Source organism: Hansschlegelia zhihuaiae, from assembly GCF_004103825.1.
In the GTDB taxonomy this organism is placed as follows: Bacteria; Pseudomonadota; Alphaproteobacteria; order Rhizobiales; family Methylopilaceae; genus Methylopila; species Methylopila zhihuaiae.
Genome location: NZ_RYFI01000006.1, coordinates 134,743 through 156,818, shown reverse-complemented (window position 1 = coordinate 156,818; position 22,076 = coordinate 134,743). Strand labels below are relative to the sequence as shown.

Annotated in this window: 15 protein-coding genes and 1 pseudogene; 12 read left to right on the top strand and 4 right to left on the bottom strand. The window is 69.2% G+C overall.

Going from position 1 to position 22,076, the window contains the following annotated elements; translation table 11 throughout:
• Nucleotides 1-2 precede the first annotated feature (2 nt).
• From EK403_RS08290 to EK403_RS08270, 5 genes are all read left to right on the top strand, one after another.
• On the top strand, nucleotides 3-1,178 hold the full coding sequence (locus EK403_RS08290) for an AI-2E family transporter (protein WP_128777027.1): 1,176 nt from the start codon (nucleotides 3-5) through the stop codon (nucleotides 1,176-1,178).
• A 2-nt stretch (nucleotides 1,179-1,180) separates the two neighbouring features.
• Complete coding sequence (locus EK403_RS08285) at nucleotides 1,181-1,861, top strand: P-loop NTPase family protein (RefSeq protein WP_128777026.1); 681 nt, start codon at nucleotides 1,181-1,183, stop codon at nucleotides 1,859-1,861.
• A gap of 97 nt (nucleotides 1,862-1,958) precedes the next feature.
• The gene (locus EK403_RS08280) at nucleotides 1,959-4,157 is read left to right on the top strand and encodes an RNA degradosome polyphosphate kinase (protein WP_128777025.1); all 2,199 of its coding nucleotides are present in this window, start codon (nucleotides 1,959-1,961) and stop codon (nucleotides 4,155-4,157) included.
• Entirely contained in the window at nucleotides 4,150-5,703 is a 1,554-nt protein-coding gene (gene ppx / locus EK403_RS08275; protein WP_428979585.1) for an exopolyphosphatase, read from the top strand. Before EK403_RS08280 ends, ppx begins: the two co-directional genes overlap by 8 nt.
• A 9-nt stretch (nucleotides 5,704-5,712) precedes the next feature.
• A complete protein-coding gene (locus EK403_RS08270) occupies nucleotides 5,713-6,087 on the top strand; it encodes a hypothetical protein (protein ID WP_245479586.1) in 375 nt (124 codons plus the stop codon).
• A gap of 16 nt (nucleotides 6,088-6,103) precedes the next feature.
• Here the strand turns inward: EK403_RS08270 and rnd are convergent, their stop codons facing one another.
• Nucleotides 6,104-7,339 carry a ribonuclease D gene (gene rnd, locus EK403_RS08265; protein WP_128777024.1) on the bottom strand — a complete coding sequence of 412 codons (1,236 nt, stop codon included), beginning with the start codon at nucleotides 7,337-7,339 and terminating at the stop codon, nucleotides 6,104-6,106.
• A gap of 185 nt (nucleotides 7,340-7,524) precedes the next feature.
• Between rnd and aspS the strand changes: the two genes are divergently transcribed.
• Complete coding sequence (gene aspS / locus EK403_RS08260; RefSeq protein ID WP_128777023.1) at nucleotides 7,525-9,378, top strand: aspartate--tRNA ligase; 1,854 nt, start codon at nucleotides 7,525-7,527, stop codon at nucleotides 9,376-9,378.
• A gap of 12 nt (nucleotides 9,379-9,390) precedes the next feature.
• Here the strand turns inward: aspS and EK403_RS08255 are convergent, their stop codons facing one another.
• A complete protein-coding gene (locus EK403_RS08255) occupies nucleotides 9,391-11,376 on the bottom strand; it encodes a hypothetical protein (RefSeq protein ID WP_128777022.1) in 1,986 nt (661 codons plus the stop codon).
• A 175-nt stretch (nucleotides 11,377-11,551) separates the two neighbouring features.
• On the opposite strand from EK403_RS08255, the gene EK403_RS08250 reads away from it, so the two are divergent.
• From EK403_RS08250 to EK403_RS08235, 4 genes are all read left to right on the top strand, one after another.
• Nucleotides 11,552-13,870 carry an NADP-dependent malic enzyme gene (locus EK403_RS08250; protein WP_128777021.1) on the top strand — a complete coding sequence of 773 codons (2,319 nt, stop codon included), beginning with the start codon at nucleotides 11,552-11,554 and terminating at the stop codon, nucleotides 13,868-13,870.
• A gap of 78 nt (nucleotides 13,871-13,948) precedes the next feature.
• Entirely contained in the window at nucleotides 13,949-15,589 is a 1,641-nt protein-coding gene (locus tag EK403_RS08245) for an EAL domain-containing protein (RefSeq protein ID WP_128777020.1), read from the top strand.
• Nucleotides 15,558-16,283 (top strand): hypothetical protein, encoded by a 726-nt coding sequence (locus tag EK403_RS08240; protein ID WP_128777019.1) that lies wholly within the window; start codon nucleotides 15,558-15,560, stop codon nucleotides 16,281-16,283. Before EK403_RS08245 ends, EK403_RS08240 begins: the two co-directional genes overlap by 32 nt.
• A 111-nt stretch (nucleotides 16,284-16,394) precedes the next feature.
• Complete coding sequence (locus EK403_RS08235; RefSeq protein WP_128777018.1) at nucleotides 16,395-16,682, top strand: YMGG-like glycine zipper-containing protein; 288 nt, start codon at nucleotides 16,395-16,397, stop codon at nucleotides 16,680-16,682.
• A 58-nt stretch (nucleotides 16,683-16,740) separates the two neighbouring features.
• Here EK403_RS08235 and trpE read toward each other — a convergent pair whose 3' ends face one another.
• Together trpE and EK403_RS08225 are read right to left on the bottom strand one after the other, a co-directional pair.
• Nucleotides 16,741-18,258, bottom strand: a complete 1,518-nt coding sequence (trpE, locus tag EK403_RS08230) for an anthranilate synthase component I (protein WP_128777017.1) — start codon at nucleotides 18,256-18,258, stop codon at nucleotides 16,741-16,743.
• A gap of 49 nt (nucleotides 18,259-18,307) precedes the next feature.
• Nucleotides 18,308-20,191 carry a SurA N-terminal domain-containing protein gene (locus EK403_RS08225; protein WP_245479585.1) on the bottom strand — a complete coding sequence of 628 codons (1,884 nt, stop codon included), beginning with the start codon at nucleotides 20,189-20,191 and terminating at the stop codon, nucleotides 18,308-18,310.
• A 223-nt stretch (nucleotides 20,192-20,414) separates the two neighbouring features.
• Here EK403_RS08225 and tpiA point away from each other — a divergent pair, with 223 nt between their 5' ends.
• Nucleotides 20,415-21,176 carry a triose-phosphate isomerase gene (gene tpiA / locus EK403_RS08220; protein ID WP_128777015.1) on the top strand — a complete coding sequence of 254 codons (762 nt, stop codon included), beginning with the start codon at nucleotides 20,415-20,417 and terminating at the stop codon, nucleotides 21,174-21,176.
• Nucleotides 21,177-21,275: 99 nt separating this feature from the next.
• Nucleotides 21,276-21,725: pseudogene (secG, locus tag EK403_RS23045) on the top strand (preprotein translocase subunit SecG); the annotation flags it as partial.
• Nucleotides 21,726-22,076: the final 351 nt, after the last annotated feature.

Below are 22,076 nucleotides of genomic sequence, written 5' to 3'. Positions count from 1 at the left end.
CTATGACGCTGCAACGCCAGGCCCTGTTCTGGCTCGGCGCCCTCCTGGCGCTCGGTTACTTCCTCTATCTGTTCTCGGGCATTCTGCTGCCCTTCGTGGCGGGGCTGGCGCTTGCCTATCTGCTCGATCCGCTCGCCGACCGGCTGGAGCGCGTCGGCCTGTCCCGCGTCCTGGCCACGGTCGTGATCCTGGCCTCCTCGGTCCTCATCATGGTCCTGCTGATCGTGCTGATCGTCCCGGTGCTCGGCGGCCAGCTCGCGAACTTCATCGAAAGGCTGCCCGAGACGGTCGCGAAGCTCCAGGAACTGGTCGCCGCGCAGAACAAGGAGTGGGTCGAACGGCTGCTCGGCCAGGGCATGGGCCAGATCAAGTCGTCGTTCGGGCAGGTCGTGAGCCAGGGCGTGAGCTGGCTGACCAGCTTCCTCGCCTCGGTTTGGACCGGCGGCCAGGCGCTCGCCTCGGTGCTGAGCCTGCTGGTGCTCGCGCCCGTGGTCGCGTTCTACATGCTGATCGACTGGGACCGGATGGTCGCGGCGATCGACGACTGCGCGCCGCTCCGCCACAAGCAGACGATCCGCCGTCTCGCCCATGAGATCGACCTCAGCATCGCGGGCTTCGTGCGCGGGCAGGCGCTGGTCTGCCTGATCCTCGGGACTTTCTATGCGATCGCGCTGTCGATCGTCGGGCTGAATTTCGGCCTCGTCATCGGCCTTGGCGCCGGGCTCATCGGCTTCATCCCCTATGTCGGCTCGATCACCGGGCTGCTCGTCTCCGTCGGGGTCGCGATCGTCCAGTTCTGGCCGGACTGGACGATGGTCGCGGTCGTGCTCGCGATCTTCGTCGGCGGGCAGTTTGTCGAAGGCAACATCCTGCAGCCGCGGCTGGTCGGGCGCTCGGTCGGGCTGCATCCGGTCTGGCTGATGTTCGCGCTGGTGGCGTTCGGCTATCTGTTCGGCTTCGTGGGCCTGCTGGTCGCCGTGCCGGTTGCGGCGGCGGTCGGCGTGCTGGCGCGCTTCGCGGTCGAGCGCTACCGCGAGAGCCCGCTTTACACCGGCGAGGAGACGGACGAGCCGCCGGTGCTGCCCGGAGGCCCGGAGGGCGCGGCCCCGCTGCGCGGCGACGCCTCGGAGCCGAAGATCGCTCCGCCCGCCGCGAAACTGTCTGGCCCGGGCGTCTGAGCATGCCGCGGGAGGCGCCGCGCCAGTTCCCGCTCGACCTGCCGGTCGAGACGCGCTTCGGCGCCGAGGACTTCCTCGTGGCGTTGCACAACGCGGGCGCCCACCGCCTGACGACGGGCTGGCCGAACTGGCCGGACCGCATTCTCCTGCTGGTCGGACCGGAAGGGTCGGGCAAGAGCCATCTCGGCGCGATCTGGCGGCGCCAGGTCGGCGCGCATGGGGCGCGCGACGTCGACGACGCTCTTGCGGCGACGCTGGGCTCGGACGAGCCGTTCGTCTTCCTCGACGATGGCGACCGCGCCGATGAGACGACGCTCTTCCACCTGCTGAACGCCATGCGCGAGCGCCGCGGCTTTCTGCTGCTCGCCGCTCGGACGACGCCGACGCTGCTCTGGCCCAGGCTTCCGGACCTTGCCTCCCGCCTGCGCGCCTTGCCGGTCGCGAGGCTCGATCCGCCCGATGAGGCGACCGTGACGGCGGTGCTCGTGAAGCTGCTTGACGACAGGCAGTTGCGCGTCGAGACCGGGGTGGTGGAGTTCCTGGCGCGCCGCGCCGAGCGCTCGCTCGGCGCGATCCGGTCGCTGGTCGCCGAGCTTGACCGAGAGTCGCTGGCGCGGGGCAGAGCGGTCGGGCGCGGGCTCGCGGCGGACGTTCTTGCGCGGATGGAGGCTGAGGGTGACTGAGACCGACGTAGCGAAGCCGTCATATGACCGTCGTATCCAGCGCGCGCCACGACGCAGGCGCCCGGTCCGGCCGCCTGTCGACCACGGGAGCGATGAGATGACCGAGAACGTCCGCGTGCCGCCGCGCGCCGCGATCGCCGAGGCGCAGCTCGAGACGCCCGCCTCGGCCGAGGCGACGCTGCCGGCCGGGGATCCGTCGCGCTTCGTCAACCGGGAAGCCTCTTGGATCGGCTTCAACCGACGGGTGCTGGAGGAGGCTTCGAACCTCAACCATCCGGTTCTCGAACAGCTGCGCTTCCTGTCGATTTCGGCCAACAATCTCGACGAATTCTTCATGGTGCGCGTCGCGGGCCTGCGCGGTCAGCTCCGGACCGGCCTCACCGAGCTCAGCCCCGACGGGCTGACGCCGGCCGAACAGCTGGCGCGCATCGGCGAACTGGTCTCCTCGCTCGCCCACGACCAACAGATCCGCTGGCTCGAGCTCCGCGATCAGCTCGCCAACGCCAAGGTGTTTCTGGTCGAAGGACCGCAGCTGACCAAATCGGAGATGGTCTGGCTCGAGGACTACTTCCTCAACTATGTCTTCCCGGTGCTGACGCCGCTCGCGGTCGACCCGGCGCATCCCTTTCCCTTCATCCCCAATCTCGGCTTCACGATCGCGCTCCAGCTCGCCCGTCAGTCGGACGGCCGGCCGCTGAACGCGCTGATCCGCATGCCGGCCAAGAGCGAACGCTTCACGCGGCTGCCCGACGGCGACAGGGGCGCCCGCTTCATCAGCCTGGAGCAGATCATCGGCCTCTTCATCGGGCGATTGTTTCCCGGCTACGCTGTCGTCGCGCAGGCTGCGTTCCGCGTTATCCGGGACAGTGACCTTGAGGTGGAGGAGGAGGCCGAGGACCTCGTCCGCACCTTCGAAAGCGCGCTCAAGCGCCGCCGCCGTGGCTCGGTGATCCGCCTCGAGATCGAGAACACCATGTCGCCGGAGCTGCGCGCCTTCGTGGTCGCGGCGTTGAACGTTGCGGACGACGAGGTCTTCGTGGTCGACGGCGTGCTGGCGCTCGGCGACCTCAGCCAGATCGTCTCGATCGACCGGCCCGACCTCAAGTTCAAGCCGTACAATCCGCGTTTCCCGGAACGCATCCGCGAACATGCGGGCGACGTCTTCGCGGCGATTCGGGAGAAGGACTTCATCGTCCATCACCCGTATGAAAGCTTCGACGCGGTCGTTCAGTTCCTGTACCAGGCCGCGCGTGACCCCAACGTGGTGGCGATCAAGCAGACGCTCTATCGGACCTCGTCCGACAGCCCGATCGTGCGGGCGCTGGCCGAGGCCGCCGAGGCCGGCAAGTCGGTGACTGCCCTTGTCGAGCTCAAGGCCCGCTTCGACGAGGAGGCCAACATCCGCTGGTCGCGCGACCTCGAGCGGGCCGGCGCGCAGGTCGTGTTCGGCTTCATCGAGCTGAAGACGCATTCGAAGCTCTCGCTCGTTGTGCGCCGCGAGGGGGCGGGGCTCACCACCTACTGCCATGTCGGCACCGGCAATTATCATCCGGTCACGGCGCGCATCTACACGGACCTGTCCTTCTTCACCGCCGATCCCGTCATCGGCCGGGACGTCGGCCGCCTGTTCAACTTCATCACCGGCTACGCCGAGCCGGACGAGCTCGAGGTGATGGCGGCCTCGCCGCATACGCTGCGCAAGCGCTTCCTGCAGCATGTCCGCGAGGAGATCGCGCACGCCAAGGCGGGGCGTCCGGCTGCGATCTGGGGCAAGTGCAACAGCCTGATCGACCCGCAATCGATCGACGCGCTCTACGAGGCCTCGCAGGCGGGCGTGCAGATCGACTTCGTGGTGCGCGGCATGTGCTCGCTGAGGCCGGGCGTGCCCGGGCTGTCGGAGAACATCCGGGTGAAGTCGATCGTCGGTCGCTTCCTCGAGCACAGCCGGATCTACGCCTTCGGCAACGGGCACGGGCTTCCTTCGCCGCAGGCCCACGTCTACATCTCGTCCGCCGACCTCATGCAGCGCAATCTCGACCGCCGCGTCGAGGCGCTGCTGCCGATCCTCAATCCGACCGTGCATGAACAGGTGCTCGACCAGATCATGGTGGCCAACCTGAAAGACAACCAGCAGAGCTGGACGCTGTTGCCGAACGGCGACTCGCGGCGCATCGCGCCGGCCGAGGGCGAGGAGCCGTTCAACGCCCACCAGTATTTCATGACGAATCCGAGTCTCTCGGGGCGCGGCAAGTCCGTGAAGACCAGCTCGCCGCGGCGGCTCGCGAAGCGTGGCTAAACGACAACCCGCGCCGCCTCCGGCCCGGTTGGAGGGCAGGAGGGAGCTACCGCCGGGCCGCCTGCCTTACGGCGCCCCGGTCGCGATCGTGGACATCGGCTCGAACTCCGTGCGCATCGTGGTCTACGAGGGGCTCTCGCGCGCGCCGGCCGCGATGTTCAACGAGAAGGAGCTGTGCGCGCTCGGCCGGTCGGTGGCCGTGACGGGCCGCCTGTCGGACGATTCGGTCGCGAGAGCTCTGTCGGCGCTCAAGCGGTTCCGCAAGCTCGCCGACGTCATGAAGGTCGGCAGCATGCACGTGCTTGCGACCGCGGCCGCGCGCGACGCCGCGAACGGGCCCGACTTCATCCGCGACGCCGAGTCGATCTGCGGCTCGCCCGTCGAACTGCTCTCGGGCAAGCGCGAAGCGCATCTGTCGGCGCTCGGCGTCCTGTCGGGCTTCTTCCGGCCTGACGGCGTCGTCGGCGATCTCGGCGGCGGCAGCCTCGAACTGGTCGACGTCGCGAAAAAGCGGGTCGGCGCCGGCGTGACCTTCCCGCTCGGCGGCATCCGCCTTCAGGACGTCTCGGAGCGGTCCATCAAGAAGGCCGACCGTATCGTCCGCGACGCGCTCGAGGGCGCGGCCTCGCTCGCCAAGCTGAAGGGCCGCGCCTTCTACGCCGTCGGGGGGACGTGGCGGGCGCTCGCCCATCTCCACATGGTGCAGAAGAACTATCCGCTGCACGTCCTCCACGGCTACACGATCCCGGTCAAGGAGGCGCTCGAGTTCTGTCGGCTGGTGCGGCGCGTCGATCCCGACACGCTGCCCTCGGTCGGCATCGTGTCGTCCGACCGCCGCCCGCTGCTCGCCTATGGGGCGCTGGTGCTCGAGCACATCATCCGCATCGGCAAGCCGACCGAGATCGTGATGTCGGGGCTCGGCGTGCGCGAAGGCCTGCTCTACGAGCTGCTCGACGAGGAGGCGCGGCGCGAGGACGCGCTACTGGTCTCGGCCCGCGATCTCGGCTGGCTGCGCGCGCGGGCGCCTCGCCATGGCGACGACCTGATCGAATGGACCGACCGGCTGTTCCGCAGCGTCGACATCGACGAAACCGCCGAGGAGCGCCGCTGGCGCCACGCGGCCTGCCACCTTGCCGACCTCGCCTGGCGCGCCCATCCGGACTATCGCGGCGAGCAGGCCCTCGACGTGATCGCCCATGCGGCCTTCATGGGCGTCGACCATCCGGGCCGCGCCTTCATGGCGCTCGCGATCTTCTACCGCCATATGGGCCTGCTGGACGACGAGGCGTCGCCGCGCATCCGTGAGCTCGCCTCGACCCGAATCCTCGACCGCGCCCGCACGCTCGGCGGCGCGATGCGCATCGCCTATCTGGTGTCGGCCGCGGTGGCGGGAACGCTGCCGAGGACGCCGTTGACGCTGAAGCGCGATGTGCTCACGCTGAAGCTTCCGGCCGAGCTCGGCGACCTTGCGAGCGACCGGCTGAAGAACAGGCTGAACAGGCTCGGGCGGTTGCTCGCCCGGCCGACCCAGATCGAGCTCGTGTAGACTGGCGCGATGGAGCAAGGGTCCGAGGAGCCGAGGGAAGGCGACCTGCTGCGGACGGCGCCGACGCCCGCCGACGGCGTGACCACCGAGATCGCGCGCAGCATCCTGCCGATTTCCGGCACGATGATCGGCATCTGCACGACGCTGATCGGCCTCGTGAAGATCAACGAGAGCATCCGCGACCAGACGCAGGTCGACGAATATGGCGCGCTGGTCGCGGTGGCGTTCCTCGCGAGCGCGGCGCTGTCCTACGTCGCGATCCGTTTGGCGAAGGTCCGGCCGAGCCTCGCCCGGCGATTGGAGCGCGTCGCGGACGCGTTCTTCCTGGCGGGGCTCCTCAGCCTCGTCATTCTCGCGGGAGGCTTCGCGTTCGAGGTCGTGTGAGCCTCGGATATGAGGATCAGTCGGAGACCGGAGCGCCTTCGCCCGAGCCGCGGTCGCGTCCGTTCCGCCTGCGCCGCGGCCGGGGAGCGGGCAGCGGGCCGTCCTCGCCCGGCTCGCGGTCGAGCGTGACGACGCGGCCCCGCTCGACTGCGAGCGCGAGCGTGCCGGCCTTCAGCTTCAGCGCGATCTCGCCGAATAGCTCGCGGCGCCAGCCGCTGAGGGCCGCGACCTCGGCCTCGTCTTCGGCAGCGATCCGCTCGAGGTCGTCGACATTGGCGATCACCTTGGCCGCGACGGCGTGGCGCTCGGCGATCATCCGCAGCAGCACCTTGAGAAGCTCGACCGTCGCCGGATTGCCGCCGCCCGCCCGCTCCCGGTCGAGCGCCGGGAGGTTCGCCGGATCGCGGTCGAGCCCACGGGTGACGGCGTCGAGGATTTCCTGTCCGGCCCGCGAGCGCTCATAGCCTCGCGGGAAAGCGCGCAGCGACCCAAGCGCGTCGACGGTCTTCGGCGCACGCGTTGCGACCTCGACCAGCGCGTCGTCCTTCAGCACGCGCGAGCGCGGCACGTCGCGCGTCTGCGCCTCGCGCTCGCGCCACGCCGCGACCTCGATCATCACCGCAAGGTCGCGCGGCTTCCTCAGCCGCGAACGGAAGCGCTGCCACGCCTGCTCAGGATGCGACTCGTAGGTCGCGGGCGAGGTCAGCACCTCCATCTCCTCGCTCACCCAGCCGGAGCGGCCGCGGCGGTCGAGGTCGGCCGACAGCTTCTCGAAGACGGTCCTGAGATGGGTGACGTCGGCGATCGCGTAATCGACCTGTTCCTGGGACAGCGGACGCCGGCTCCAGTCGGTGAAGCGCGACGACTTGTCGAGCGCGACGCCGGCGGTGCGCTGAACGAGCTGGTCGTAGGAGATCGAGTCGCCGAAGCCGAGCACCATGGCGGCGACCTGGGTGTCGAACACCGGATGCGGCACCTTGCCCGCCAGATGATGGAAGATCTCGATGTCCTGGCGTCCCGAATGGAACACCTTGAGCACCGCCTCGTCGGCCATGAGCTCGAACAGCGGCGCGAGGTCGAGCTCCGGCGCGAGCGCGTCGACCACTTCGGGACCTTCGGCGTCGGCGAGCTGCACCACGCAGAGCTTCGGCCAGAAGGTCGTCTCGCGCAGGAACTCGGTGTCGACGGTGACGTAAGGCGCCTGCCTCAGGCGCGCGCAGGCTTTCGCGAGGGCTTCGGTGGTCGTGATCATCAGGAGCGCTATAGCCGAGGACGGCGGCAGTGTCTTGCGCGCGAGGAGGATATCAGGCCCGCAGAGACCAGAATGCGGCGCGGGGCGTGAGCAGCACGCTCCTTGACAATGGAGGCGACGCCATGCGGTTTTCCGCGCGCCGCCGGAGCCTCAGCGCCCCGCGCCCCGAAGCCAGGACTGCCGCCATGCATCGCTACCGCTCCCACACCTGCGCCGCGCTCCGTCCGGAGCATGTCGGCCAGACCGTCCGGCTCTCGGGCTGGGTGCATCGGGTGCGCGACCATGGCGGCGTGCTGTTCGTGGACCTGCGTGACCACTACGGCGTGACCCAGGTGGTGGCCGACCCGGACTCGCCCGCCTTCGCGGCGATCGAGAAGGCGCGCGCGGAATGGGTGGTCCGGATCGACGGGCTGGTCCGCACGCGCCCAGAGGGCACCGAGAATTCCGAGCTGCCGACCGGCAAGATCGAGGTGTTCGCGACCGAGGTCGAAACTCTCGGGCCCGCGGCTGAGCTGCCGCTGCCAGTGTTCGGCGACCAGGACTATCCGGAGGACACGCGGCTGCGCTACCGCTTCCTCGACCTCCGGCGCGAGCGCATCCACCGCAACATCATGAAGCGCGGCGCCATCATCGACAGCCTGCGCCGGCGGATGCGCGACCAGGGCTTCTTCGAGTTCCAGACCCCGATCCTGACCGCGTCCTCGCCCGAAGGCGCGCGCGACTTCTTGGTGCCGTCGCGGCTCCATCCGGGCAAGTTCTACGCGCTGCCGCAGGCGCCCCAGCAGTTCAAGCAACTGCTGATGATGTCGGGCTTTGACCGCTACTTCCAGATCGCGCCCTGCTTCCGCGACGAAGACCCGCGCGCCGACCGCTCGCCCGGCGAGTTCTACCAGCTCGACATCGAGATGAGCTTCGTCGAGCAGGAGGACGTCTTCCAGGCGGTCGAGCCCGTGATGCGCGGCGTCTTCGAGGAGTTCGCGGACGGCGAGCCGGTGACGCAGGTGTTCCCGCGCATCGCCTACAAGGACGCGATGCTGAAATACGGCACGGACAAGCCGGATCTCCGGAACCCGATCGAGATCGCCGACGTCACCGCCGAATTCTCGGACCCGTCCGTCACCTTCAACGCCTTCAAGCGGGTGATCGAGGCGGGCGGCGTGGTGCGGGCGATCCCGGCGCCGCATGCCGGCCGCCAGCCGCGCTCGTTCTTCGACAAGCTCAACGACTGGGCGCGCGGTGAGGGGGCGCCGGGCCTCGGCTACATCACCTTCGAGGAGGGCGGCTCGCTGCCCCAGACCTTCGGCGGCGAGCATCTGCCGCCCTCGGGCGCGAAGCTGCTCGAGGGCAAGGGACCGATCGCGAAGTTCGTGCCGGTCGAGATCCAGCGCAAGATCGCCTTCAAGCTGAAGCTTCAGGCCGGCGACAGCGTGTTCTTCGCCTGCGATGCGCCCGACAAGGCCGCCGCGCTTGCGGGCAAGGCCAGGACCCAGATCGGGACGCAGCTCGGCCTGTCCCGCACCTCGGGCTTCGAGTTCTGCTGGATCGTCGACTTCCCGATGTTCGAGTGGAACGAGGACGAGAAGCGCGTCGACTTCTCCCACAACCCGTTCTCGATGCCGCAGGGCGGCCTCGAGGCGCTCGAGACCCAGGACCCGCTCAGGATCAACGCCTATCAGTACGACATCGTCTGCAACGGCGTGGAGCTGTCATCCGGCGCGATCCGGAACCATCGGCCGGACATCATGCGCAAGGCGTTCGAGATCGCGGGCTATGGGCAGGACGTGCTTGAGGAAAAGTTCGGCGGTATGCTGAAAGCGCTGCAGTACGGCGCGCCGCCGCATGGCGGCATCGCGCCGGGCGTCGACCGCATCGTGATGCTGCTCTGCCGCGAGGAGAATTTGCGCGAGGTCGTGGCCTTCCCGATGAACCAGCGCGCCGAGGACCTGCTGATGGGCGCGCCGTCCGAGGTCGGGCCGAAGCAGCTCCGCGAGCTCCATATCCGTCCCGCTCTGCCGCAGCCCGGTCCCGCGAAGGCCTGACCGGCCGGCCGGTCAGAACCGGCCGAGGATCGAGACGTCGACGACCTGAGCGAGCCCGGCGGGGCCAAGGTCGAACGCCCGGATCAGATCGATCAGCCGCTGGTCCGGGCCCCTCGGCGTGACCGTGACCTCGACCGACCGGGGATTGCGGATGAACCGCGCCGCGGATGCGGCGGAGTTTTCGGCGGGCGGCCCGAACAGCCGGAAGATCTGGGCCTGCGCCTCGCGCGCGATCTGCTCGCGATAGACTTCGGCCGGCGTTCCCGCCTCGGTGGCCGCGCGGCGGATCAGCAGGTCGACCAGGCCGTCGTCCTTGAACGAGGACTGCAATTCGCCGAGCTCGATCGCCGAGAACTTGTCGACGAGGTCGGCGCCGGTCGCAATGGCGAGCAGTGGGTCCACCGACATCAGATCGCCGCGCGCCGTGAGCGAGCCAAACTGTTCGACGCGGTAGATAAGATTGTCCAACCTCAGCGTCCAGCGTTCGGGATCGAGAGTCAGGCTGAACGCCGTCGAACCCCGCAACGCGTCGAGCTGCGCCGCCTCGAACCAATTTTTCAACGGACTTCGCTCCGAGGGCGTCATGTCTAGCCCGTCGAGCTGGAATGCGACGCGCTGCGGAACAGCGTCGAGCGGTGCGTTGAGGTCGATCTTCGTTCCCGCGATTCTGATCTCACCAGCTTGGCCCGCGGCGTCGAGCCCGCGCAGCTCGACGCTTCCGATCCGAGGCGCGGACCTCACGACCTCTTCGGCCGTGGGCGACGTCGTGAGCAGCGCTTCGTCTCGCCCGATGCGATCCGCATGGTCGAGGAACCCGCGCGCGTCGAACGCCGTCGCCTCGGCAAGGTCGATCGCCGCCCTGCGGCCATCATCCTGCTGATAGTTGAGCTCAGACGCCGTGAAGAGTTCGATCCGGCCGTCGGCGTAAGGTCCGATCTCGGCCGAAGCCAGCCGGGCGCTGCGGCGCGGTTCGCCTTCGACGGCGATGTCGGCTTGCACGCCCGCCACGGCGATCCGCTCGAACGAAACTGCTCTCAGGAGATCGACGCCGAATAGAAGCTGGTCGCGGATCTCGGCGGGCGTCAGGGGTCCACCGAGGCGCAGCTTCGTCGCGATCGGGTCGAAGGTCGTGACGGGAAACTTCAGGGGTCTCAGCGCAACCTTCTCGACCTGCACGGTCTTGGCGGTCGCCTCGGCGCGGCCGCCGGGCCTCAGCGTCAGCGCCGCCGCGAAATTGGAGAGTTTCGCGGATTTCAGGAATTCGTCGCGGTCGCCATAGCCGTCGCCCGCGTAGAATCGCCAGAGCGTCGGCAGGTCCAGCCCTTGATAGACGATCGGCCCGGCGCTGATCGCGATCGACGACGTCGTCGGCGCCTGGTCCGGCGGAAGATAAGGCGCCTCAATCGCGACCGTGCTGATCGAGGCTTCTCCGATCACGCCATTGACGGCCTTGACGATCGTCGCGTTCCGCACCGTGCGGCGGACGCCGGTCTCGTCGCCCATGAAAACGATGAGCGGCGCCACGGCGCGGTCCATCGACACCTGACCGATCAGGTCGGCCTGGCTGCGGGCGTTTCGGCCGACGCCGGGCGTCGCGGTCAGCCCCCGCTCGGGGCCGGAATAATTGTCGAGCTCGAAGCGCGGAATCGTGATCGTCTCGCCGGCGGAGCGGATTGTGATGTCCAGGAACGTCACCCGGCGCGCGATCAGCTTTTCGGCGTTCGTGGTCGGCCGCTCGATGATCAACTCGCCGACATGGGTGCGGGACTGACGATTGCCGCCCTCGATCGAAAGATCGCGGACCCTGATTCTCCTTTTGGAGAGTTCGACCGATACTTCTCCGCGGTTCACCACCGACGTCGTCTGGCGGCGGATGCGCTTCAAGGCGGCGTCGACCTTGGACTCGGCGTAGACCCGCACCAGAGAGGGCGTGGCGACCGTTGCCGCCGCCCCGATCAACAGGGCGGCCGCCGTCGCGATCGCAATGATCCGCAGCATGCTCGGCAGTTCCTCCCCTGCGCGCTGGGCGGCGGGCTTTCCTCAAAGTCGACACGCGCCCGTCGATCGTCCCCTGCGCGTGGCCGCCTGTCTTGACGGTCGCGCCGACGGCGCGCCATTGCCTATCTCATCAACGCAGAAAAATGAGCCGGAGATCCGGCCTGAGGAGAACGCGATGGCCAGCAATATGTCGGACGAACTCAGGACCGGCGCGCTGGTCTACCACCGCGGCGCGACGGCGACGGGCGCGCGGGCGCGGCCCGGCAAGCTGGAGATCCAGGCCACCAAGCCGCTCGGCAACCAGCGAGATCTGGCGCTCGCCTATTCGCCGGGCGTCGCCGCCGCCTGCGAGGCGATCTACGACGACCCCGCCCAGGCGGCGGAACTCACCATACGCCAGAACCTCGTCGCGGTCCTGACGAACGGCACCGCGGTGCTCGGCCTCGGCAATATCGGGCCGCTGGCCGGCAAGCCCGTGATGGAGGGCAAAGCCGTCCTGTTCAAGAAGTTCGCCGGCATCGACGTGTTCGACATCGAGGTGGCGGAGACCGACGCCAAGCGGCTGATCGAGGTGGTGTGCGCGCTCGAGCCGACCTTCGGGGGCATCAATCTCGAGGACATCAAGGCGCCGGAGTGCTTCGAGGTCGAGGAGGCCTGCCGCGCCCGCATGGGCATCCCGGTTTTCCACGACGACCAGCACGGCACCGCGATCATCGTCACGGCCGCGATCGTCAACGGCCTCGAACTCGCCGGCAAGGCGCTCCCGAGCGTTAAGATCGTGACGTCGGGGGCCGGCGCGGCGGCGCTCGCCTGCCTGAACCTGCTCGTCACGCTCGGCGCGAAGCGCGAGAACATCTGGGTCACTGACATCGAAGGCGTGGTGTTCGAAGGCCGCGAGTCGCTCATGGACCGCTGGAAAAGCGTCTACGCCCAGAAGACCGACGCGCGGACGCTCGCCGAGGTGATTCCCGGCGCCGACGTCTTTCTCGGGCTCTCGGCCGGCGGCGTCCTGAAGCCCGCCATGGTGGCGTCCATGGCCGACAAGCCGATGATCCTCGCGCTCGCCAACCCAACGCCCGAGATCATGCCGGACGAGGCCCGCAAGGCGAGCCCGGGCGCGATGATCTGCACCGGCCGTTCGGATTTCCCGAACCAGGTCAACAACGTCCTGTGCTTCCCTTACATCTTCCGCGGGGCGCTCGATGTCGCCGCGAGCGAGATCAACGAGGAGATGAAGGCCGCCGCCGTGCGGGCGATCGCGGCGCTCGCCCGCGAACCGTCGTCTGACGTCGTGTCGCGCGCCTATGGCGGCGAGACCCGCCTGTTCGGCCCGGACTCGCTGATTCCGAGCCCGTTCGACCCGCGCCTCATCCTCCGGATCGCGCCGGCGGTGGCGCGCGCCGCGATGGAGAGCGGGGTCGCCAAGCGGCCGATCGAAGATCTCCGCGCCTATGAGGACCAGCTGAACCGCTTCGTGTTCCGGTCCGGCTTCGTCATGAAGCCGGTCTTCACGGCGGCGCGCGCGGCGCCGAAGCGGGTGATCTACGCCGACGGCGAGGACGAGCGGGCGCTGCGCGCGGCCCAGGTCGCGATCGAGGAGGGCATAGCGGTTCCAGTCCTGATCGGCCGACCGCACGTCATCGACGTCCGGGCGCGCCGATACGGCCTGACGTTCAAGCCCGGCGTCGACGTCGAGATCATCAATCCCGAGGACGACAAGCGCTACCGCGACTACGTCGCGCTCTATCTCGAGCGCGCGGGGCGCCGGGGCGTGAACCCGGACCGGGCCCGCACCGTCGTGCGCACCAACACCACCGTGATCGCCGCTCTCGCGCTTCAGCGCGGCGACGCCGACGCGATGATCTGCGGCCTCGAAGGCCGCTTCCGCAATCATCTCAGATATATCGACCAGGTGATCGGGCTCGGCCCGGAGGCGCCCGACTATTCCACTCTGTCGCTGCTGATCAGCGGCCGCGGCGCCTATTTCCTGACCGACACCTACGTGACCCCCGACCCCACCGCTCAGAGCATCGCGGACTGCGCGATTCTCTGCGCCCGCAGCGTCGAACGCTTCGGGCTGACGCCCAAGATCGCGCTGCTGTCGCATTCGAATTTCGGCTCCGACGACACGCCGTCGGCGGAGAAGATGCGGGAGGCGCTCGCCATCCTCCGTCGCACGGCGCCGGGACTTGAGGTCGACGGCGAGATGATGGGCGACGTGGCGGTGACGCCCATCTTGCGCGATCGGCTGCTGCCGAATTCGACATTGTCGGGGGTGGCGAACCTGCTGGTCTTTCCGAACCTCGACGCCGCCAACATCGCGACGCAGCTCATCAAGGCGCTGGCCGACGCGCTGCCCGTCGGCCCGATCCTCGTCGGCGCCGCGAAGCCCGCCCACATCCTGACGCCCTCGGTGACCGCGCGCGGGGTGGTGAACATGACGGCCGTCGCGGTCGTGGAGTCGCAGGTCGCAGGGCCTGGGTCGGCGGCTTAGGCCGCCATTAAGCCGGCTCTTGCAACATCCGCCGCCGGAGCGGCGCGAACGCCGTCCGGAGACCCGGAGCGGGCGCAGTTGACGCGGTACGGCGGACATTCCTGGAGGCGAGCCCTGCTCGTTGGGGTCGTCATCGTGGCGGGTCCGATCGTCGGCCTGAACGCGCTGCTCGCGCTCAACATCGTCACGACGGCCCAGGAGGAGGTCGACGGCCTCGCGGCCGAGACGCTTGCGCTCGCCGAAGCGAGGCTCGACGCCGCCGCCACCTCCTTGATCTCGCTCGGCCTGAACGACGTCAGGGAGTGCTCGGCCAACGACCTGGACGCGATGAGGGTCGCGGGCCAGAGGGCGCAGTTCGTGTCGGAGATCGCCGTGGTGGACGCCGCGGGGGCGGGGCAGTGCGCGGCCTTCGGCGATCCGCGCGTCGTGCGCAGGATCTCGCCCGAGCACGGCACGCTCAGCCCCGACGTCCAGATGTCGCTGGTCGGGGTCGGCGAATCGACCTCGCTCCAATTGATCCGCCTGCAATGGCGATACCAGGACGGCGTCGGGCTGCGCGTCCTGATGCCCGGCGAGAGCCTGTTTCCCTTCTTTCTCAAAAGCCGCCTGACCGCAGGCTTCGCGGCTCGCGCCGTCACGATCGACGGCGCGGTGATCGCGCGGAAGCTGGTCGACCCGTCGCTCGAGGACGACGCCCCCTCCGCGCTGCCGACCGTCGAGGCGGCCGCCGCCTCGCAGCGCTATCCGATCCGGGTCGAGATCTCGACGCCCGGCTCGGCGCTTGCGGCCGCGAACGCCAGCCTGTTCCTCTACGCCAACGTCAGCGGACTCGCGCTGGCGCTGATCGCCCTGTCGATCGCCGTGCTGGTGAGTCGGCGGTCCGGCGGCCCGGTGCGCGAGATCGCCGACGCGATCAGGAACGGCCAGTTCACGCCCTATTACCAGCCCGTGATCGACATCATGTCCGGGCGGCTCGCGGGCTGCGAGGTCCTCGTTCGCTGGACGAAGCCCGACGGCAGCGTCCTGCCGCCGGGACGGTTCATCACGCTCGCGGAGGCGAGCGGACAGATCTTCCCGATGACCATCGCCCTGATGGAAGCTGCGCGCGACGACCTCGGCCCGCTCTACGCCGAGCGCCCGAACCTGAAGCTCGGCTTCAACCTGTTCGCCGGTCATTTCGACGACGTGTCGATCGTGGAGGATGTCGAACGCATTTTCGCGGCTTCGTCGATCCGGATGACGCAATTGATGTTCGAGGTGACCGAGCGTCAGCCGCTGCCCAACATTCCGGGGGCCCGACTCGTCATCGCGAAGCTTCAGGCGCTCGGGGCGCGGGTCGCTCTCGACGACGTCGGCACCGGCCATGGCGGCCTGAGCTACCTGCTCAAGCTCGGCGTGGACGTCATGAAGATGGACAAGATGTTCGTCGACGCGATCGGCACCGACCGCTACTCGGTCGCGATCGTCGACAGCCTGGTCAAGCTCGCCGAGGACATGAACCTCGACCTGATCGCCGAGGGCGTCGAGACAATCGAGCAGGTCGAATATCTCAGGGGCAAGGGCGTCCGGATGGCGCAGGGCTACGTGTTCGCGCCGCCCTTGCCGGCGTCGTCGTTCCGCGCCCTGGTCGAGGCGATGGTCCCGGCCCGCAAAGGCGAGGGGCGGGACCAGAGGGCGGGCGGGCGCTATGTCGGCCCGCTCCGCCACGCCTCCGCCTGACGCGCCGCTCGTGAGCTTCTCGGCGCAGGTCCTTGGCGTCTATTGCGAGCGTGGGACCGATCCGGCCCTCTGGGCCGAGCCGCTCAACGCGATCAGCAATGCGGGCTTTCTGATCGCGGGCGCAGTCGCGCTCCGCCGTCACGGAGGCGACCGCTCGGTCGCGCTGCTCGGCGTCCTCGCGATCACGATCGGAATTGGCAGCTTCCTGTTCCACACGCTCGCGACCCGCGCCGCGATGATCGCCGACGTCGCGCCCATCCAGGCCTTCATCGCCGCCTATTTCTTCTTCGCGATGCGCCGGCTGTTCGGCCTCGGCGCGCTTGCGGCGGCGCTCGCCACGCTCGCCTTCATGGCGGCGGCCGCTTTCGCGCCGCGGCTTCTCGCCGATCTGGCGCCCGCCGGCGAGCCTTGGCGCGGCCTCTCCGGATATCTCGGCGGGCTGTTCGGGCTGGTGGGCGTCGGGCTGGCGCTGCTCGTCCGCGAGGGCGCGGCCTCCCGGACGGGGCGCGCGCTGCTCGCCATCGCCGGATTGTTCGCCGTCTCGCTCGTCTTCCGGACCATGGACCGCTGGGTCTGCTCGGGGCTCCCCACGGGCACGCATCTGGTGTGGCACGTCCTCAACGCGGTCGTGCTTTTCGCCCTGATGGAGATGCTGGCGCGAGCCCGCCGCGATTTCGGCCGAATCAGCGGGTGACGTAAAACCCGCAATCTTTGCAATCGGGTAACGAGTCCGTCGGAAGAGTCTGGTCGAGCGGCGGCGCAGTCCCAGTTCCAGCTACGTCAGAAAATCGGAGCATGAACGCCCATGAAGAAGATCGGCTCTCTCATCGCGGTCTCGGCGATTGCGCTGGGTCTCGCGGCCTGCGGCGAGACCCGCAACGAACGCACGCTGAGCGGCGCGCTGATCGGCACCGGCGTGGGAGCGGCGATCGGCGGCGCGGCCACGGGCAAGGCGAGCGGCGCGCTGATCGGCGGCGCGCTCGGCGCCGGCACGGGCGCGATCATCGGCTCCGAGAGCCGTCCGCGCCGCCGCGGCCCGCGCTGCTACGCCGAGAACCGCTACGGCGAGGAAGTCCGCGTCCCCTGCGACTGACGCGGCGCTCGTTTCCGAAGGAATGACGGGCGGGCGCCTCCAGGGGCGTCCGCCTTCTTTATTGGCCGCGTCGGCCGCCGCTCGCGAAGCGCCGGGCTTCCTCGGCGGCGCGGAACAGGGCCTTGGCCTTGTTGACGCATTCCGCCTGCTCGGAAGCCGGCGAGGAATCCGCGACGATGCCGGCGCCGGCCTGCACGAAGATGCGCCCGTCCTTCACCACCGCGGTGCGGAGCACGATGCAGGTGTCCATCTCGCCATTCGCGCCGAAATAGCCGACGCAGCCGGCGTAGACGCCGCGCTTGTCGCGCTCGAGCTCGTCGATGATCTCCATCGCCCGGACCTTCGGCGCGCCCGACACCGTGCCGGCCGGGAAGCCGGCCGCCAGCGCGTCGAGCGCGTCGTGCTCGGGCGCGAGCGCGCCCTCGACGTTCGACACGATGTGCATCACGTGGCTGTAGCGCTCGAGGAAGAACTGGTCGGTCACGGCCCCGGAGCCGATCTCGGAGACGCGGCCGACGTCGTTGCGGCCGAGGTCGAGCAGCATCAGGTGCTCGGCGCGCTCCTTCGGGTCGGCGAGCAGTTCGGCCGCGAGCGCCTTGTCCTCGGCCGGCGTCGCGCCCCGCGGCCTGGTGCCGGCGATCGGCCGGATCGTGACCTTGCCGTCGCGCGAGCGGACCAGGATCTCGGGGCTCGACCCGACGATCTGGAACGAGCCGAAGTCGAGATGGATCAGGAAGGGCGCCGGGTTCGTCCGCCGCAGCGCCCGGTAGAGCGCGAAGGCCGGCAGGTCGAACGGCGCCTCGAAGCGCTGCGACAGCACCACCTGGAAGATGTCGCCGGCGGCGACGTACTCCTTGGCACGCAGCACCATCGCCTCATATTCGGCGGGGGCGGTGTTCGACGTCATGTCGTAGCCGTCGAGCCCGCGGACCTCCGACGCGGCCTCCTTCGGGACGGCGCGGTCGAGGCCCTCGACGATCTCGGTCAGGCGGTCGACCGCGCGCGCATGAGCCTGCGCGGCCGTCACGCCCGGCTCCGGCCGGGCCGGCGTCACCACGGTGATCTCGTCCTTCACGGAGTCGAACACCACGATGACGGTCGGCCGCATCATGATGGCGTCCGGCACGCCGAGCGCATCGGGGTTAGGGGGCCCGAGCTCCTCCATCTCGCGCACCATGTCGTAGCCGAGATAGCCGAACACCCCGGCCGCCATCGGCGGCAGCGCCTCCGGGACCTCGATGCGCGATTCGGAGAGCAAAGCGCGCAGCGTCTCGAGCGGGCGTCCGTCCGCCGACTCGAAGGCGTCGCGGTCGCGCGCCGCCGACCGGTTGATCTCTGCGCGGCCGCCTTGAGAGCGCCACAGAAGGTCGGGCTTCAGGCCGATGATCGAATAGCGGCCGCGGACCGCGCCGCCCTCGACGGACTCGAAGAGGAAGGCGTTGGCCTGGCCCTCGGCGAGCTTCAGATAGGCCGAAACCGGGGTCTCGAGGTCGCCGACCAGCGTGGTCCAGACGAGCTGCGGCCGCCCGTTCTCATAGGCGGGCGCGAAATCTTCGAGCGCGGGCGCGATCAGCATGGCGGCGGCGTTCTGGATGGCGAGGCTTCGAGGGGCGCGGGCAGGAGGCTCACCCCGCGCCGCCGCCCGTCACCTGGGCGATCGCCGCGGGATCGAAAGTGGTGCCGAGCTTCGCGCGGAGCTGACGGACGAGCGCCGAGACCACGTCGGACCCCATGCTCTGCGAGATCCGCTCGACCTGGCCGCTGTCATCGGGCATCGCGGGATCGAACGGACGGTCGTTGACGGCCGTGACCTTGTAGACCAGCCGTCCGCCCTTCTCGTCCGGTGGCGTCTGGCCGAAGCCGTCGGCCGGGGTCTCGAAGATCGCCTTGGCCTGCGCCGGCGTGATCGAGGGGGCGCCGCCCATCCGCGTCGTCTCGGCCTGTTCGACAGAGGTCTTCTGGACCGTGGCGACCTGTTCGAAGGTCTTTCCGCTCTGCAACTCGGCGAGCGCAGTCTCCGCGCGCGCGTCGAGCCGCTTCTCCGCCTCCTCGGCGCGCCAGCGCGCCTCGACGGCCGCGCGGGCCTCTTCGAAGCTGCGCTCGCGCGGCGGCGTCACGCCGCGGACCTCGTACCAGACATAGGCGTCACCCTCGTTCAGCGTCTCGCCGTCGGCGCCCGGTTCGGTGCGGAACGCGGCCTCGAGCAGCTTCGACGACAGAGGCAGATCGGCGATCTCCTGGCCGTCAGGCGTCTTTCCGGTCTGGTCGATCGCCGCGATTTCGCGGACCTGAAGGCCGTTGGTCTTTGCGACCTCGTCAAGCGTCGCGCCGCCGAGCCGCGCCTCGTCGATCTTGTCGTGGATCGACAGCACGTTCTGCTTGGCGCGCTCCTCGGCCATGACAGCGCGGATCTCGTCCTTGACGTCCTCGAAGCTCTTGGCCGTCTCCTGCTGGACCCCCGTGACCCGAAGGATCACGTTCGAATAGGTCCCCTGGATGGGCTCGCTCACCTCGCCCTGATTCAACGCGAAGGCGGCGTCCGCGATCTTCTGGTCGAAAATCTGCGACTTGGCGAGATTGCCGAGGAAGGCGTCCTCCGGCTTCATCTTGCGCTGGATCATGATCTGCTCGAACAGCGTCCCGCTCTTGATCTTCGCGGACGCCTCGCGGGCCTCCTCGATGGTCGGGAAGGGGATCTGCTCGATCGACCGCTTCTCGAGCTCGGAATAGCTCGGCTTGTTCTGATCGAAATAGGCCCTGAGCTCCGCCTCCGGGATGTCGATCGACGCCGCGACCGATTTGGGATCGAGCGCAAGCACGGCGACCTTGCGGAATTCGGGCGCGGCGAAGCTCGCCTTGCGCTCCGTATAGAACGCTTTCAGCTGGTCCGCGCTCGGCGCCGGAACGGCGGCCGGCGCCTCCGGGCTGAGGGCGACATAGGAGATCGACCGGCTGTCGGAATTGTAAGCGTGGATCGCCCGGCGGAAGGCGTCCGGCGCGGCGACGTTCGCCATCAGCGCGTCGGTAAGCTGCTTGCGGAGCGAGAACGACCGCTGCAGCTCGATATAGCCGGCCTCGTTGAGGTTGTTCTGCCGCAGGATGTCCTGGAAGGCGGCGCGGTCGAACCGGCCGTTCGCGCCGCGGAACATCTCGTCCTGCTGGATCTCGCGGGCGACCTCCTCGTCGGAGATCGCGAGGCCGAGCTCGCCGATCTTGGCGTTCATCGCGGCCTCGTTGACGAGGTCGCCGAGGACCTTCTGGCCGATGCCGGCCATCCGCGCCTGCTCCGGCGTGATCATGCGCTTGGCCTGATTCGAGATCCGCCGGAGCTCGTTGGTGTAGGCGGTGCGGAACTCCTCGACCGTGATCTTGCGCTCGCCGACCACGGCAGCGTTTTCGGAGCTGCGGCCGATGCGGAAGATGTCCTCGATCCCCCACACGGCGAAGCTCAGGACCAGCAGCCCCAGGAAAATCTTGGCCACCCATCCGGCGGCGCTGCTGCGGAGCATCTGGAGCATCGAAGGTCACACGGCTTTCTGCGCGGGAACGATTTGCGATCGTCCCCAAGAACAAGGGTACGACATTAGCGGGCGGCGCGCGGCAGGGCCAAATCGCAAGGAAGGGAGCAATTTGCAAGCTCCCGAAGGGCTGATTGTGCAAGGGCGGCGGCATCTGATAGGTGGCCGGCGCCGGGGACGCACGCCTCGGACCTTGAGCCACGAGAGGTCGAGCATGCCGGACGCGAGGAAGAAGCTGGTCGCGGGCAACTGGAAGATGAACGGTCTCGCGGCCTCGGCGCCGGAATTCGTGCGGATCGTCGGCGCCTATCAGGGCGCCATGAAGTCCGGCGTCGACCTGATGGTGTTCCCGCCCTTCACCCTGCTCACGAGCTTCGCGACCGCGACCCGCGGCGCGGGGGTCGGTGTCGGCGCGCAGGACTGCCACGCCAAGGCCTCCGGCGCCCATACCGGCGACGTCTCGGCCGAGATGATCGCGGACGCGGGCGGCCAGGCGGTCATCGTCGGCCATTCGGAGCGCCGCGCCGACCATGGCGAGACCGACGCCGACGTGTGCGCCAAGGCTGAGGCCGCGCGCCGCGCGGGGCTCGTCGCGGTGGTTTGCGTCGGCGAGACGCGCGAGCAGCGGGAGGCAGGCGACGCCCGGAAGGTGGTGGGCGGGCAGCTCGCCGGCTCCCTGCCGGACAACGCGGACGCGGACCATGTGGTGGTCGCCTACGAACCGGTCTGGGCGATCGGCACCGGGCTCACGCCCACGGTCGACGAGGTCGCCGAGATGCACGGCTTCATCCGCGGCGAGCTGTCGAACCGCTTCGGCCCGGACGGCGCCGCGATCCGCGTGCTCTATGGCGGCTCGGTGAAGCCCGACAACGCCAAGGAGCTGCTGGCGGCGGCCGACGTCGACGGCGCGCTGGTCGGCGGGGCGAGCCTCAAGGCGGACGATTTCCTGGCGATCGCCAAGGCCGCCATTCGGTGAGGGCTTTCGCATGCCCTGTGGCGGAGCGGGCCGTGCGGGTGTAATAAGCGCCCCCTCGCCCTACATCCATATTCCAGTTCAATCGGCGAACCGAGCGTCATGCAGAACGTCCTGATCGTCATTCACCTCATGATCGTGCTCGCGCTGGTTGTGGTCGTGCTGCTCCAGAAGTCCGAGGGCGGCGCGCTCGGCATCGGCGGCGGCGGCGGCTTCATGGCTGGCCGCAGCGCGTCCAATCCGCTGTCGCGGCTGACCGCCTACCTCGCAGCCGGCTTCTTCTCGACCAGCATGGCGCTGACCATCATCGCCGGCTATGGCGGCGGCTCGGTGTTCGACCGGCTTCAGCCGAGCGCCTCGGCGCCGCAGCCGGCCGCAGCGCCGGGCGGCCCGATGGCGCCGCTCGGCACCGGGCAGGGCGGCATTCTGGATCAGCTGAAGCCTAGCGGCCAGCAGCAGGGGCAGGGCTTCGAGCCCCCGCCGCAGCCGACGCCGGCGGCCGCGCAGGCACCGGCCGGAGCGGCTCCGCAGCCGCCGATGGGCGGCGCGCAGCCGGCCGTCGACGCCGGCGCGCCGCCGCAGGGCGACGTCAACAGCCCGCCGCAGGGCGGCGACCGTCAGGCGCCGGACGCCCAGACCGCTCCGATGTCGAAGGACGCCGCGCCCGTCGCGCCGCAGGTCTCGGATCCCAAGGACGCGACCGATGGCGGCGAGGAGCCCAAGCTTGCTCCGGCGCAGCCGCAGGCCCCGGAAGGCAGCGACCGGCCGACGGCCACAGACGTCACGCCCGGCCCGCGCGCGACGCCCGGCGGACCATAAGCCGCCGGACGAAGCCGGCATCCAGAAAGCAGAAAAGGCCCGGAGCGATCCGGGCCTTTTCTTTGTCTATCCACTGGGGCGTGA

Excerpts from the sequence above, each read along its gene's own strand:
- EK403_RS08290 (WP_128777027.1), top strand. The coding sequence starts at position 3 with ATGACGCTGCAACGCCAGGCCCTGTTCTGGCTCGGCGCCCTCCTGGCG.
- EK403_RS08285 (WP_128777026.1), top strand. The coding sequence starts at position 1,181 with ATGCCGCGGGAGGCGCCGCGCCAGTTCCCGCTCGACCTGCCGGTCGAG.
- EK403_RS08280 (WP_128777025.1), top strand. The coding sequence starts at position 1,959 with ATGACCGAGAACGTCCGCGTGCCGCCGCGCGCCGCGATCGCCGAGGCG.
- EK403_RS08270 (WP_245479586.1), top strand. The coding sequence starts at position 5,713 with ATGGAGCAAGGGTCCGAGGAGCCGAGGGAAGGCGACCTGCTGCGGACG.
- rnd (WP_128777024.1), bottom strand. The coding sequence starts at position 7,339 with ATGATCACGACCACCGAAGCCCTCGCGAAAGCCTGCGCGCGCCTGAGG.
- aspS (WP_128777023.1), top strand. The coding sequence starts at position 7,525 with ATGCATCGCTACCGCTCCCACACCTGCGCCGCGCTCCGTCCGGAGCAT.
- EK403_RS08255 (WP_128777022.1), bottom strand. The coding sequence starts at position 11,376 with ATGCTGCGGATCATTGCGATCGCGACGGCGGCCGCCCTGTTGATCGGG.
- EK403_RS08250 (WP_128777021.1), top strand. The coding sequence starts at position 11,552 with ATGGCCAGCAATATGTCGGACGAACTCAGGACCGGCGCGCTGGTCTAC.
- EK403_RS08240 (WP_128777019.1), top strand. The coding sequence starts at position 15,558 with ATGTCGGCCCGCTCCGCCACGCCTCCGCCTGACGCGCCGCTCGTGAGC.
- EK403_RS08235 (WP_128777018.1), top strand. The coding sequence starts at position 16,395 with ATGAAGAAGATCGGCTCTCTCATCGCGGTCTCGGCGATTGCGCTGGGT.
- trpE (WP_128777017.1), bottom strand. The coding sequence starts at position 18,258 with ATGCTGATCGCGCCCGCGCTCGAAGATTTCGCGCCCGCCTATGAGAAC.
- EK403_RS08225 (WP_245479585.1), bottom strand. The coding sequence starts at position 20,191 with ATGCTCCGCAGCAGCGCCGCCGGATGGGTGGCCAAGATTTTCCTGGGG.
- tpiA (WP_128777015.1), top strand. The coding sequence starts at position 20,415 with ATGCCGGACGCGAGGAAGAAGCTGGTCGCGGGCAACTGGAAGATGAAC.